At 67.0% G+C, this 12,665-nt stretch carries 12 protein-coding genes; 1 reads left to right on the forward strand and 11 read right to left on the reverse strand.

Annotated features, from left to right (window positions below):
• Positions 1-97: 97 nt before the first annotated feature.
• Entirely contained in the window at positions 98-1,138 is a 1,041-nt protein-coding gene (locus tag ACW178_RS10640; RefSeq protein WP_054765854.1) for a rod shape-determining protein, read from the reverse strand.
• A 284-nt stretch (positions 1,139-1,422) separates the two neighbouring features.
• Positions 1,423-2,136 (reverse strand): TVP38/TMEM64 family protein, encoded by a 714-nt coding sequence (locus tag ACW178_RS10645; RefSeq protein WP_152950322.1) that lies wholly within the window; start codon positions 2,134-2,136, stop codon positions 1,423-1,425.
• Positions 2,137-2,259: 123 nt separating this feature from the next.
• Between ACW178_RS10645 and ACW178_RS10650 the strand changes: the two genes are divergently transcribed.
• Positions 2,260-3,465: a pyridoxal phosphate-dependent aminotransferase gene (locus ACW178_RS10650; protein ID WP_191554011.1), complete on the forward strand. Its 1,206-nt coding sequence runs from the start codon at positions 2,260-2,262 to the stop codon at positions 3,463-3,465.
• A 55-nt stretch (positions 3,466-3,520) separates the two neighbouring features.
• Here the strand turns inward: ACW178_RS10650 and ACW178_RS10655 are convergent, their stop codons facing one another.
• The 9 genes from ACW178_RS10655 to serS all read right to left on the reverse strand — a co-directional run bounded on the left by ACW178_RS10655 (position 3,521) and on the right by serS (position 12,564).
• On the reverse strand, positions 3,521-3,832 hold the full coding sequence (locus ACW178_RS10655; protein ID WP_287104067.1) for a hypothetical protein: 312 nt from the start codon (positions 3,830-3,832) through the stop codon (positions 3,521-3,523).
• A gap of 94 nt (positions 3,833-3,926) precedes the next feature.
• A complete protein-coding gene (locus ACW178_RS10660; RefSeq protein ID WP_492024543.1) occupies positions 3,927-5,216 on the reverse strand; it encodes a cation:proton antiporter in 1,290 nt (429 codons plus the stop codon).
• Positions 5,217-5,325: 109 nt separating this feature from the next.
• Positions 5,326-6,315 carry a protein translocase subunit SecF gene (secF, locus tag ACW178_RS10665; protein WP_191554013.1) on the reverse strand — a complete coding sequence of 330 codons (990 nt, stop codon included), beginning with the start codon at positions 6,313-6,315 and terminating at the stop codon, positions 5,326-5,328.
• Entirely contained in the window at positions 6,315-7,907 is a 1,593-nt protein-coding gene (secD, locus tag ACW178_RS10670; RefSeq protein ID WP_191554014.1) for a protein translocase subunit SecD, read from the reverse strand. The genes secF and secD overlap by 1 nt, the downstream gene beginning before the upstream one ends.
• Before the next feature lie 35 nt (positions 7,908-7,942).
• Positions 7,943-8,260: a preprotein translocase subunit YajC gene (yajC, locus tag ACW178_RS10675; protein WP_054765860.1), complete on the reverse strand. Its 318-nt coding sequence runs from the start codon at positions 8,258-8,260 to the stop codon at positions 7,943-7,945.
• 104 nt (positions 8,261-8,364) lie between these two features.
• Positions 8,365-9,354 (reverse strand): peptidoglycan DD-metalloendopeptidase family protein, encoded by a 990-nt coding sequence (locus tag ACW178_RS10680; protein ID WP_492024544.1) that lies wholly within the window; start codon positions 9,352-9,354, stop codon positions 8,365-8,367.
• Between the two features lie 335 nt (positions 9,355-9,689).
• A complete protein-coding gene (locus tag ACW178_RS10685) occupies positions 9,690-10,334 on the reverse strand; it encodes a protein-L-isoaspartate(D-aspartate) O-methyltransferase (protein ID WP_054765861.1) in 645 nt (214 codons plus the stop codon).
• Entirely contained in the window at positions 10,331-11,122 is a 792-nt protein-coding gene (gene surE, locus ACW178_RS10690; RefSeq protein ID WP_054765862.1) for a 5'/3'-nucleotidase SurE, read from the reverse strand. Before surE ends, ACW178_RS10685 begins: the two co-directional genes overlap by 4 nt.
• Positions 11,122-12,564 carry a serine--tRNA ligase gene (gene serS, locus ACW178_RS10695; protein ID WP_287103932.1) on the reverse strand — a complete coding sequence of 481 codons (1,443 nt, stop codon included), beginning with the start codon at positions 12,562-12,564 and terminating at the stop codon, positions 11,122-11,124. The genes surE and serS overlap by 1 nt, the downstream gene beginning before the upstream one ends.
• Positions 12,565-12,665 lie beyond the last annotated feature (101 nt).

The following is a 12,665-nucleotide window of genomic DNA, read 5'->3' on the forward strand; positions in this document are numbered from 1 at the left end:
CTGCCTATCGCAAAATCAGGGCCGGAATGGAACCGTCGATCACGCAGGGCTGAAAAGGATTTGCGGCCGGACTTTCGCCCAGCCGCGATCGAAAAAATCAGAGCGCCGAGTCGAGCACGCCCTTCATCCAGCGCGGATGCTCCAGCACGCGGCCGCAGCCGATGGCGACGCAGGACAGCGGGTCGTCGGCCACCGAGACCGGCAGGCCGGTGTGGTCGCGAATCTCGACATCCAGGCCGCGCAGCAGGGCGCCGCCGCCCGTCAGCATGATGCCCTTGTCGGCGATGTCGGCGGCCAATTCCGGCGGGGTGGCTTCCAGCGCGACCTTCACGGCCTCGATGATCTGGGTCACCGGCTCGGCCAGGGCTTCGGCGGCCTGGCGTTCCGAGATACGGACCTCGCGCGGCACGCCCTGCATCAGGTCGCGGCCCTTGACCTCGATCGACAGGCCTTCGCCGTCGGCCGGGATGCGGGCGGTGCCGATGTCCTTCTTGATCCGCTCGGCGGTCGTTTCGCCGATCAGCAGATTATGGTTGCGACGCATATAGCTGATGATGCTGTCGTCCATCTTGTCGCCGCCGACGCGGACCGAACGCGAATAGACGATGCCCGACAGAGACAGCACGGCCACCTCGGTGGTGCCGCCGCCGATATCGACGACCATGGAGCCGGTCGGCTCGTGGATGGGCAGGCCGGCGCCGATCGCGGCGGCCATCGGCTCGTCGATCAGGCCTACGCGGCGCGCCGAGGCGTTCAGGCAAGAATCATTGATCGCGCGACGCTCGACCGCCGTGGCGCCGGACGGCACGCAGACGATGATCTTCGGGTTCACGAAGCCCTTGCGGTTATGCACCTTGCGGATGAAGTGTTTGATCATCTCTTCGGCGACTTCGAAGTCGGCGATGACCCCGTCGCGCATCGGGCGGATGGCTTCCATGTGGCCGGGCGTTCGGCCCAGCATCTGCTTGGCCTCAATGCCCACGGCGTGAACGATCTTGCGTCCGCCGACGTTGCGCAGGGCCACCACGGACGGCTCGTTCAGGACGATGCCCTTGCCCTTCATGTAAATCAGGGTGTTGGCGGTGCCCAGGTCCATCGCGATGTCGTTGGAGATCGCGCCGAAAAGGGAAAAGCTCATGGGAATCGATACCGTTGTTCTTTGACCGAGGGCGTCAGTTTCGCAGTCGACCTGGCGACGCCCCGCCGTCCTGACATCCCCTTGCCGGACAGCTTCCTGATCGTCTTCGCCACGCCTACCGCTGGCCCGTGTGCCCGTATGAAACAGGGAATACAACCCCCTTCGCGTACCGGACGCGAGTTCACCCCCAGGCCTGTGTAAGCTTGGCGCTCCGGGCCGTTCACGATAGCGTCATGAGGGGGAAGGACTCCCTGTGAAACATCCTGCCGGCGCTTGCCGCGACGTCAGTCCCCACGCGCCTTTTCGCGACGCCTCACCCACTCCCGGACCCCCAGCATTAGACCCAACCAGGCCAGGGCCACGCCCGCCAGGATGGCCGAGGTCCAAACCCCGTCGCCGCTGACGGCCGTCATGAAGGAGCCGCCGAAAAAGGCCACAAGCGCCGTCTTGGGCAAAACCCCCAGGGCGCATCCGGCCAGGAAGCCGGGAAAGGACGCCCGCGCCGCGCCAAAGGCCATGTTGACCACGATGAAGGGCGCCGAGGGCACGTTGCGGATCATGAAGCTGGCGTAGAAGGCGTTCTGCCCCACGAACCGGGTCAACCGCCCGACCGTCTTTCCGCCGTGCCGCTCCAGCACCCGCGCGGTCGGCCCGCGCCCCATCCAATAGGTGACGGCGGCCGAGGCGACCGTGGCGATCCAGCTGTACAGAAACCCGAACCAGGGCCCAAAGGCCACCACGCAGGCGGCGATCAGAATGAACTGAGGCGCGCCGAAGAAGGCTGCGACCGTGAACACGATCACGGCCGCAGGCAGGCCCCACGGTCCGTGCCGGAACCCGCCCAGCCAAGCCTCCAGCCGCGCCTCGGCGTCCAGCCCCAGCTGGCTCTTACCCACAGCAAACAGAGCCGTCATCGCGCCCAGGACGACAATAGTCGCCAGCACGGCGCGCCAGCGCCGCGCCTCCATATTGGACAGGAAATCGAGGATCCAACGCATCAGACGCGCCGCTTATCACCCCGGCTGTACATTAGCGAGCCTGGGCGGATTGTCCCGGCGGGCCTGCGCGCGTAAGGAACCTCGCCTCCCCGGCAACAACCTTCCAAGACCGATGGGATTCCCATGTCCAGCCTGCAATCTTCCGCCCTCGCCCGTGTCAAGCCTTCGGCCACCATCGCCGTGACCGCCCAGGCCCGGAAGCTTAAAGCAGAAGGCCGCGACGTGATCGGTCTAGGGGCCGGCGAGCCGGACTTCGACACGCCGGAGAATATCAAACAGGCCGCCATCGACGCCATTAACCGCGGCGAGACCAAATATACCGACGCCGACGGCATGCCCGAACTGAAGAAGGCCATCGTGGCCAAGTTCGCCCGCGAGAACGGCCTGACCTACGACGTGTCGCAGATCCACGTCGCCCCGGGCGGCAAGCCGGTCATCTTCAACGCCCTGGTCGCGACCCTGAACCCCGGCGACGAGGTCATCGTGCCTGCTCCCTACTGGGTCTCCTATCCCGACATGGTCCTGCTCGCCGGGGGCGAGCCCGTGACCGTGGTCGGCGAGGAGAAGGACGGCTTCAAGCTGCGCCCCCAGGTGCTGGAGGCCGCCGTCACGCCCAAGACCAAGTGGCTGATCCTGAACAGCCCCTCCAACCCGACCGGCGCCGCCTACACCCAGGCGGAGTTGCTGGCCCTGGCCGAGGTCCTGCGTCGTCACCCCCACGTCTGGGTGCTGACCGACGACATGTACGAGCACCTCGTCTATGGCGACTTCGAATACACCACCATCGCCCAGGTCGCCCCCGACCTGATCGACCGCACCCTGACCGTCAACGGCGTGTCCAAGGCCTATGCAATGACCGGCTGGCGCATCGGCTACGCCGGCGGCCCCAAGCCGCTGATCGACCTGATGCGCAAGGTGGCCAGCCAGACCACCTCCAACCCCACCAGCATCAGCCAGTGGGCCGCGGTCGAGGCCCTGAACGGAACCCAGGACTTCATCCCCGAGCGCAAGATCGCCTTCGAGAAGCGCCGCGACCTGGTCGTCTCGATGCTGAACCAGGCGACGGGGATCACCTGTGCTGTGCCGGAAGGCGCCTTCTACGTCTATCCCTCCATCGCCGCCCTGATCGGCAAGACTACGGAATCGGGCGTGGTCATCGACGGCGACTCGACCTTCGCCGCCGAGCTGCTGAACGCCGAGGGCGTCGCCGTGGTCCAGGGCGAGGCCTTCGGCCTGTCGCCCTATTTCCGCATCAGCTACGCCACCTCCGACGCCGTGCTGGAAGAGGCCTGCACCCGCATCCAGCGCTTCGCCGCCTCGCTGCGCTGACGCTTTCGGGCGGGGGCCTCGGCCTCCGCCCGCCCATACGTCACTCAATCCGTCTCTAAAGCACGGTCACCTTCGCCGGCGTCGCTGGATCGCGTGTGCCCGCCGCCGTCGCCACACCGTTCTTCACCAGGGCGATCCCGACCGATCCCTCGCCGCCCGTCTTGGTCAGGGTGCAGCGGCCGTTGTCGCCGGGCAGGCGTCCATGGCGGCCGCCTCGCCCTTCCTGCGTCATGGCGTTCAGCCAACGGTCCCGTTCATAGCGATTGACCCAGACCGTGACCGGTCGAAACCGGCAGACCAAGGTCCAGGACGCGCCCTGCGGCGCGGCGACCGACCAGGGCAGTCCCTGATAAGCGTCCTTACCCACGTGGGTCTGAGCCAGAACCGGTCTCTGGACCCCCGACGATAGAAGCAGAATCAGAAACGCCCCGGATCGCCGGACGCTTCGCCCAGGCCGCAGGTTAAGCCTGTGGCGCCACATCCCCTTCTTGTACATCCAACGCCCCCAGCTCCCCTCGCTCCCGCGCCTTATCGCCATACAACCATTCGAACAGCGGCGACGCCATAAGGGTCGTGATGATGGCCATCAGGACCAGGATGGAGAACAGGGCCGGGCCGATGACGCCGCGCTGAAGTCCGATATTGATGATGATCAGCTCCATCAGCCCGCGCGCGTTCATCAGGGCGCCGATCCCCATGGCCGTGGCGTTGTCCTGGCCCGTCAGCCGGGCGGCCGCCCAGCAGGCGCCCCCCTTGGCCAGGACGGAGCCGGCCAGGATCACCAGGGTGACGGCGGCCAAACCGATATTGTCCACCATCGTCAGCTGCGTATTGAGCCCCGAAAAGGTGAAGAACATCGGCAGCAGAACCAGAACGGCGAAAGGCTCCAGCTGACGTTTGATCTCCGCCGTCAAAAGGCCGCGCGGCATGGCGACCCCCAGGATGAAACCGCCGAAGACCGCATGGATGCCGACGGCGTCCATCGCCCAGGCGCTGAGCATGAACAGGATCAGGACGACGCCCAATACGCTCGGTCCGACGCGCCCCTCCCGCTCTGCGATCCGGCCTAGGGGCGCCAGAAGCCGGGGCCCCAAGGTCATCATGAAAAGGGCGAAGGCGCCGCCTCCGGCGATCGCCACCACCGCCACCATCGGGCCGGCGCCGAAGCTGGCCAGGACGATCGCCAATACGCACCACGCCCCGGCGTCATCGATGGCGCCGGCGGCCAGAGACAGCGATCCCAGCCTCGATCCGCTCAGGCCGCGTTCGTGAATGATGCGGGCCAACATGGGAAAGGCGGTGATCGAAATGGCCGCGCCCATAAACAGCATGGCCTGCCAGGTCACGATTCCTTTGCCGAACAGGCCAAGACTCAGAAGCCAGGGCGCGATAGCGACCGCGACCAGAAACGGCGCCGCCATACCGGCCAGCGACACGGCCGCCGCGCTGGTCGCATGGGCGCGGAAATGATCCCGGCGAAAACCCAGCCCGACCAGGAACATGTAGAGACCGACGCCCAGTTGGGCGCCGACGAACAGGATGGACCGCGACTCCTTCGGAAACAGGGCGGCCTGCAAGTCGGGAGCCAGAAGTCCGAAAAGGGACGGCCCCAGGATCACGCCTGCGATCATTTCGCCGACGACCTGCGGCTGGCCCAACCAGCGCTTGGCCGCCCATCCCACCACCCGGCAGGCGGCGATGATCACCGCCATCTGCAGGAAAAAGGCGACGCTCAGCTCCGCATTGGTCATGCGATGATCCCTCCCCAGGGCGCGCCGTTCTTGAGAACGATCACAGGTCGCTCACCCTAAACGCCCTCGTCGCCTATTCAAGGCTCCCCGCAGACCGAGGTCGTCTTGATCAGGGCCGGCTGGCCATGCCCAGCTTGACCGGCTTGGCCTCCTCGTTCAGGGCGCCGCGCTTGACGCCCCAGAGCAGGATGATCGGCGCGCCGACATAGATGGACGAATAGGTGCCGACGATGATGCCGAACATCAGGGCGATCGAGAAGCCGAACAGGGCTTCGCCGCCGAACAGGGCCAGGGCCGCCAGCACCATGACGGCGGTCACGCCGGTGATGATGGTCCGCGACAGGGTCTCGTTCAGCGACAGGTCGATCACCTCGCCCAACGGCATGGTCTTGTACTTGCGCAGGTTCTCGCGAAGCCGGTCGAACACCACCACGGTGTCGTTCATCGAATAGCCGATGACGGTCAGGATGGCGGCGACCATGTTCAGGCTGAACTCCAGCCGGAAGACCACGATCAGGCCGAAGGTCAGGACCACGTCGTGCAGCAGGCCGATCACGGCGCCGAAGCCGAATTGCGGCTCGAACCGGAACCAGATGTAGAGGAACATCAGGCCGATAGCGACGGCCAGGGCCAACAGGCCCGAGGTGAACAGTTCGCCGGACACCTTGGACCCGACCACGCTGACGCCCGAATACTGCACCTCGCCGACCGTGCCGCTGATGGCGCGCTCGACCTGGTTCACCACCTGGGTCTGATCGCGGCCTTCCGGCACCTGGAAGCGCAGGATGGCGGTCGAGCCGTCATCGACATTGGTGTCGCGCCGGGCGATGCCCTGCACCTGGACGTCGCCTAGGTTCAGACCGTTCACCGCCTCACGCACCCGGTCCAGTTCGATGGTCTGGCCGGCGGGCTTGGAGACCTCCATCGAGGCGCCGCCGCGGAAGTCGATGCCCATGTTCAGGCCGGGCACGAAACAGCCCACGATCGAGGCGATGCACAGCACCACCGACAGGACGGCGGCGTAGCGGGCGTATTTGACGAAATGAAAATTCGTCTTCTGCGGCAGCAGTTTGATGAGGGGCCATCCACGCATCGCCATTACTCCGCGATCGGCAGTTTTTTGGGCTTGGCGGTCTTGAGCCAGTAGGCCAGCAGCACCTGGGCCACCAGAACCGACGAGAACACCGAGGTGAAGACGCCGATGCTCAGCGTCCAGGCGAAGCCGCGCACCGGGCCGGCGCCGAAGACGAACATGATCGCCGCCGCCACCAGGGTGGTGATGTTGGCGTCCAGGATCGTGCCCCAGGCCTTGGAGAAGCCGGCGTCCATGCTGGCGATCACGCTGCGGCCCGTCCGGGCCTCGTCGCGCATCCGCTCATAGATCAGCACATTGGCGTCCACGGCCACGGCGAAGGTCAAGATCAGACCGGCGATGCCCGGCAGGGTCAGGGTCGCCTGGGTCAGCGACATGGCCGCCACGATCAGCACCCCGTTCAGGATCAGACCCAGCACCGACACGCCTCCGAACAGGAAGCCGTAGGCCAGGATCATGAAGACCACGATGATGACGAAACCGACGGCGGTCGACAGGGCGCCTGCAGCCACCGCGTCGGCGCCCAGTTCGGCGGTCACGGTCCGGCGCTCCTCGACGTTCAGCGGCGCCGGCAGGGCGCCCCCATTCAGCAGGTTCACCATGGTCGCGGCTTCCTGGATCGTGAACTGACCCTCGATGATGCCCGAACCGTTGGTGATGGCGCTGTTGATGCGCGGCGCGGAAATGACTTTGCCGTCCAGGATGATGGCGAAGGGTTTGCCGATATTGGCCGAGGTCGCCTCGCCGAACCGGCGGGCGCCGGCGCCGTCGAAGCGGAAGCCGATGGCGGGGCGGCCGCTCTGATCGGCATCGACAGAGGCCCGTGTGAGGTTCTCACCCGAGACCAGAACCCGCTTCTTGACCAGATAGGGCGTGCCCTGTTCATCGGTCAGCAGTTCGGCGTCCGGCGGCACACGCCCCGCCTGGGCCTCGGTCACCGAGTTTTCGGTATCCACCATCTGAAAGGTCAGCTGGGCCGTCTGGCCGATGACCTCCTCCAGCTTGCGCGGATCGCTCTCGCCCGGCGCCTGGACCACGATCCGGTCGGCGCCCTGGCGGGTGATCGAGGGTTCGCGCGTACCCAGGCTGTCGATGCGGCGACGGACGACTTCGATGGACTGATCGACCGCCGTCGATCCCATGCCGGCCAGGGCCGCGTCCGTATAGGCGAATCGGACCCGGTCCGAACCGACGCGGCTGGCCGTCCGTTCGACCTGGCCGGACGGTCCCGGCGCGCCGGCGAGGCGGCGCAGGGCTTCAAAGGCGGCGGTCTGTTTCGCCGGGTCCGCCAAAGCGACCACGACGCCGCCCGCCTCGCGCTGGAGGCCGTTGGTGGCGATGCCCTCCCCGTTCAGGGTCACCCGCACGTCCTCGATCAGATTGGTGACGCGCTTCTCGCGCATCGCCGGCACGTCCACCTCGAGCAGCAGATAGGAGCCGCCCTGCAGGTCCAGCCCCAGGTTCAGGGCGTTCTTCGGCAGCCAGCCGGGCAGCGCCTCCCGCTGAGCCGGGCTCAGCAGGTTGGGATAGGCCAGCAGGCAGCCGATGATCGCCGAGGCGACGACGAGAATGATTTTCCAGCGCGACAGCTGAATCATGAGGACAGTCCAGGTTCAGCGATACGCTTCGGGTCTCAGGCCTTGGAGTCGTTGGCGGCGACGGCGGTGCGGTTGCGCACCTCGGCGATCATCGCCTTGACGACGCGGATATTGACGCTGGGCGCGATCTCGACATTGACCTCGGCCTCTTCGACGCGGGTCACCTTGCCGATGGCGCCGCTGGACAGGACCACCGTGTCGCCGCGCTTCACGGCGGCGATGGCGGCCGCATGTTCCTTGGCGCGCTTCTGCTGCGGACGGATCAGCAGGAAGTAGAACAGGATGAAGATGGCGACGATCGGCAGGAACTGCATGATCACGGCCATCATGCCGCCGTCAGCTGGGGCGCCCATGGGGTCTCTCCGAACACAAGGCGGGGCGGCCCTCGTCGGCGCCCCCATTAAAACGAGGCGCGGAACCTAGGGCCGCGCTTCGCGGATTGCAACGTAACGAACGATCAGCGCGGCAATACGCTCAGGGGATCGACCGCCACGGGATCGTCGCCGCGCATCTGGCGGGTCTCGAAATGGATCGACGGGCGGCCGTCCCCGGCGGTCAAACCCACGGTGCCGATCTGCTGACCCGCGCGCACGTCGTCGCCGTCCTTGACCGTGGCCGAGCCCAGATGGCCGTAAACCGTGCGCCAGCCGCCGTTGTGCACGATCAGCACCGTCAGGCCCTGGCCCACCAGATCGTCGCCCACATAGGCCACGCGCCCGCCGGCCGCCGCCACGACGGAGGCGCCGGCCGAGGCGCCGATATTGATCCCGTTGTTGCGCTCGCCCATGCCGACCGGGCCGAACCGTCTCAGGATGTCGCCCCGCACCGGCCATTGCAGGGCGATGGTTCCGCCTGCGACGGGCGTCGTCGCCGGACCGGGCGCGCTCTCGACCGGCCGCGTCTGGACCGGCCGCGTCTGGGCCGGCAGGGCCGGATTGCCCGAGGGCGGCGGCGGGGGCGGCGGAACCACCCCCGAGTTCGGCACCAGCACACCGGCCGGCGACGGCCCCGTGGCGTAGGGATCGCGTCCTGTGTCCACGGCGGAATCGGGCAGAATGATTCTTTGACCGCTGGTGATCGCGCCGCGCGGCCCCAAGCCGTTCAGGTCGATCAGGGTTTGAACCGGCGTCTGGAACCGCCGGCCGACGCCCGAGATGGTGTCGCCCGGCTGGATCACATAGGCCGCGCCCGGCGTCACCACGGCGGGCGGCGAAGATGGGGCGGGCGTCGCCGGATAGGTCGGCTGGGCCGGCGTGACCGAAACCGGCGGCGGCAGGGCCCCGCCGTCGATCGAGCCGACCGGCGCCGTCACCGGCGGCTGCTGATACGGCTGGGCGGGGTTCTGCGGCTGGGCCGGCTGGCCATAGGGGCCTTGCTGGGCCTGCGGCTGGGCGCCTCCGACAGGAACAGGGCGCGTCGAATACTGCGGCTCGGACGGATAGGTCATACAGGCCGCCGCGCTCAGCGACGCCGCCAAAATCACAACCGTTCTCATTCCGCCCGACATCACCGCCACCGGCCGCTCCTTACGTGGTTAAATCCGCCCGCCCGGTTTGCCCGCTCGCGCCGTCCAAGCCAAGCCCGCAATCATCGCCAAAGTGGGGCGGGAAGGTTAACGGCCGTCCAGACCCTCTCCCGCTTGCGGGAGAGGTGGCCCGGCGTCCGCGCAGCGGACCAGGGTCGGAGAGGGAAGTTTTCTTTCAAGAAGCATGACTTCCCCCATCGTTAGGCGTGTCGCTTCGCGCCACGACCTGACACTTCCCCCGCAAGCGGGGGAAGGTCTCACCCCTCCTTCGCCGTCCCCTCGACCAGGGGCACGAACCGCACTTCCGTCAGGCTTTCGCGCCGGAACGAGCCGTCACCTTGCCCCACATAGCGGTGCAGGATCTGCACCGAGGTGCGGCCCACCGGCGCCACCAGAACCCCGTTTGGCTTCAGCTGTTTCAACAGTTCGGTCGGCTCGCCCGGCGATGCGGCCGTCACCATGATCCGGTCGAAGGGCGCCTGTTCGATCCAGCCCAGGCCGCCGTCTCCGTGACGGGTGATGACGTTCTCGATCTCCAGGGCGCGCAGACGCGCCTCGGCCTCGACCAGCAGACTGCGATACCGCTCCACCGAATAGACATAGCGCGCCAGCCGGCTCAGCACCGCGCACTGGTATCCGCTGCCGGTGCCGATCTCCAGCACCCGGTGGCGGGGCTGGACGTCCAGGGCCTGGGTCATCAGGCCGACGATATAGGGCTGGCTGATGGTCTGGGCGCAGTCGATGGGCAGGGCCTGGTCTTCCCAGGCCTGATCCAGGAATTTCTCGTGCACGAAGACCGCGCGGTCGATGCTCTCCATCGCGCCCAGCACCCGGGGGTCCGTCACCCCCTGCTGGCGCAGCGACAGGATCAGACGTCCGGCGCGGTCGTCGTGCAGGTTCATGCGGCCTTCACCGCCTTTGGCGGCGCCCCGCCCAGCACCTTCTTCAGGTCATGGACGCTGGCCATATGGGTCAGGTCGATGTGCAGCGGCGTGACCGAGATCCGTCCCGCCTCGATGGCCCTCAGGTCGGTGCCCTCGGCATGCTCCTGCTTCTCGCCGCGGAAGCTCATCCAGTAGTAGTCGCGCCCGCGCAGGTCGGTGCGTCGCACCGCGTGCATCTCGCCCACGTCGCGGAACCCTTGCGTCGTCACCTCGATCTGCTCGACCCGTTCGGGCGGCAGGTTGGGGAAGTTGACGTTCATCACCACGCCCGGCGCCCATTTCTGGTCCAGCAGACGGCTGATGATCGCCGGCGCGAAGGCCTCGGCCGTCTCCCAGTGAGCCACCACCTCGTCGTGGAACCGTTCCAGGCTCTGGCTCAGGGCGATGGAGCGGATGCCGAAGGCCATGCCTTGCAGGGCTCCCGCCACCGTGCCGGAATAGCTGACGTCCTCGCCGATATTGTGCCCCCGGTTCACCCCGGACAGCACCAGGTCCGGCTTCTCCGGCATCAGATCGTTGACCGCCAGGATGACGCAGTCGGTCGGCGTCCCCGTCACCGAGAACCGCCGCTCGCCATGCTTATGCACCCGCAGCGGCTCGGTCAGGGTGATCCCCCGCCCCTTGGCCGACTGTTCGACGGCGGGGGCGCACACCCAGATGTCGTCGCTCAGGGTGCGCGCGATCCGCTCAAGGGATTCAAGACCTTCCGCCTCGATCCCGTCGTCGTTTGTCAGGAGGATACGCATCAGCCCACGAATTCCAGACCGCCCATATACGGCTGCAGCACCTTCGGCACCGCGATCCGCCCGTCGTCCTGCTGATAGTTCTCCATGATCGCCACCAGGGTCCGACCGACCGCCAGCCCCGACCCGTTCAGCGTATGGACGAACTCGGTCTTCTTCTCGCCGGACCGCTTGAACCGGGCGTCCATGCGCCGGGCCTGGAAGTCGCCGCAGTTCGAGCAGCTGCTGATCTCGCGATAGGTCCCCTGGCTGGGCAGCCAGACCTCCAGGTCGAAGGTCTTCTGCGCCGAGAAGCCCACGTCGCCCTTGCACAGCAGCATCCGCCGGAACGGCAGCTCCAGCGCCTTCAGCACCGCCTCGGCGCAGGCCGTCATCCGCTCGTGCTCGGTCTCGGAGTCTTCCGGCCGCGTGATCGACACCATCTCGACCTTGGAGAATTGGTGCTGGCGGATCAGCCCCCGCGTATCCCGCCCCGCCGACCCGGCCTCAGCGCGGAAGCAGGGCGTCAGGGCCGTCATCCGCATCGGCGTGGCGAGGTCGTCCTCAGACAGGATGGTCTCGCGCACGAGATTGGTCAGGGAGACTTCGGCGGTGGGGATGAGCCAATGAGTTGCTTGGAATTCGCCCGATTCAAAGCGCTCAACCCATATTCTTTGGCGAGTGAGACGCGCTTTATTGAAGGCATCGTTATCACGAAGCGGATCAATCCCTGCGGCTTTGAGATCCTTCACGTGTTGGACGCGATCTTCCTCATACGCATCCCAGAAAGAGGCGGCACCGAAAAGGTCGCCTTTGAACTTCGGCAGTTGCCCCGTTCCAAATAGCGCCTCGTCCCGCACCAGCAGCGGCGGGTTCACTTCCAGATAGCCGTGCTGGTCCGTCTGCAGGTTCAGCATGAACTGGCCCACGGCCCGTTCCAGCCGCGCCAGCTGCCCCTTCAGAACCGCAAACCGGGCGCCCGACATCCTGGCCGCCGCCTCGAAGTCCAGCATGCCCAGGGCCTCGCCCAGGTCGGCGTGATCCTTGGCCGGGCCGCCTTCGCGGGGCGCGCCCCAGCGCGAGATCTCGACATTGCCCGCCTCGTCCTCGCCGTCCGGCACATCCTCGGCCGCCAGGTTCTTCAACCCCGCCAGCAGGTCGCGCAGTTCCTTGCCCACGCGCGCCTCGATCTCGGCCGCCGCCGCGATATCGCCCTTCAGCGCCTCGACCTCGGCCTTCAGCCGGTCGGCCTCGGCCATGTCCTTCTTGCCCATGGCGGCGCCGATCAGCTTGGAGGCGGCGTTGCGCTTGGCCAGGGCGTCCTGGCCCGTGGTCTGGGCGTGGCGCAGTTCGGCGTCCAGCCGCAGGATGTCCGCCACCAGCCCGTCGGCCTGATCCACCCCGCGCGACGACCAGCCCGCGACATAAACCTGGGGGTTCTCGCGAATGGCTCTGATGTCGTGCATGGTCTGAAACTTCGGTTGGGCGGGAGAAGCCGAACGCTCTACCCGCCCGCGCGGTTAGGGGCAACGGCGGCGGGGCGGTTCCCCCTCCACCACGCTTCGCG

It is taken from the genome of Brevundimonas sp. AVps4 (genome assembly GCF_058681525.1).

Coding starts and splice junctions, on each gene's coding strand:
- surE (WP_054765862.1), bottom strand. CDS start 11,122: ATGCGTATCCTCCTGACAAACGACGACGGGATCGAGGCGGAAGGTCTT.
- ACW178_RS10685 (WP_054765861.1), bottom strand. CDS start 10,334: ATGAACCTGCACGACGACCGCGCCGGACGTCTGATCCTGTCGCTGCGC.
- ACW178_RS10640 (WP_054765854.1), bottom strand. CDS start 1,138: ATGAGCTTTTCCCTTTTCGGCGCGATCTCCAACGACATCGCGATGGAC.
- ACW178_RS10645 (WP_152950322.1), bottom strand. CDS start 2,136: ATGCGTTGGATCCTCGATTTCCTGTCCAATATGGAGGCGCGGCGCTGG.
- ACW178_RS10680 (WP_492024544.1), bottom strand. CDS start 9,354: ATGACCTATCCGTCCGAGCCGCAGTATTCGACGCGCCCTGTTCCTGTC.
- secF (WP_191554013.1), bottom strand. CDS start 6,315: ATGGCGATGCGTGGATGGCCCCTCATCAAACTGCTGCCGCAGAAGACG.
- secD (WP_191554014.1), bottom strand. CDS start 7,907: ATGATTCAGCTGTCGCGCTGGAAAATCATTCTCGTCGTCGCCTCGGCG.
- ACW178_RS10650 (WP_191554011.1), top strand. CDS start 2,260: ATGTCCAGCCTGCAATCTTCCGCCCTCGCCCGTGTCAAGCCTTCGGCC.
- yajC (WP_054765860.1), bottom strand. CDS start 8,260: ATGGGCGCCCCAGCTGACGGCGGCATGATGGCCGTGATCATGCAGTTC.
- serS (WP_287103932.1), bottom strand. CDS start 12,564: ATGCACGACATCAGAGCCATTCGCGAGAACCCCCAGGTTTATGTCGCG.
- ACW178_RS10660 (WP_492024543.1), bottom strand. CDS start 5,216: ATGACCAATGCGGAGCTGAGCGTCGCCTTTTTCCTGCAGATGGCGGTG.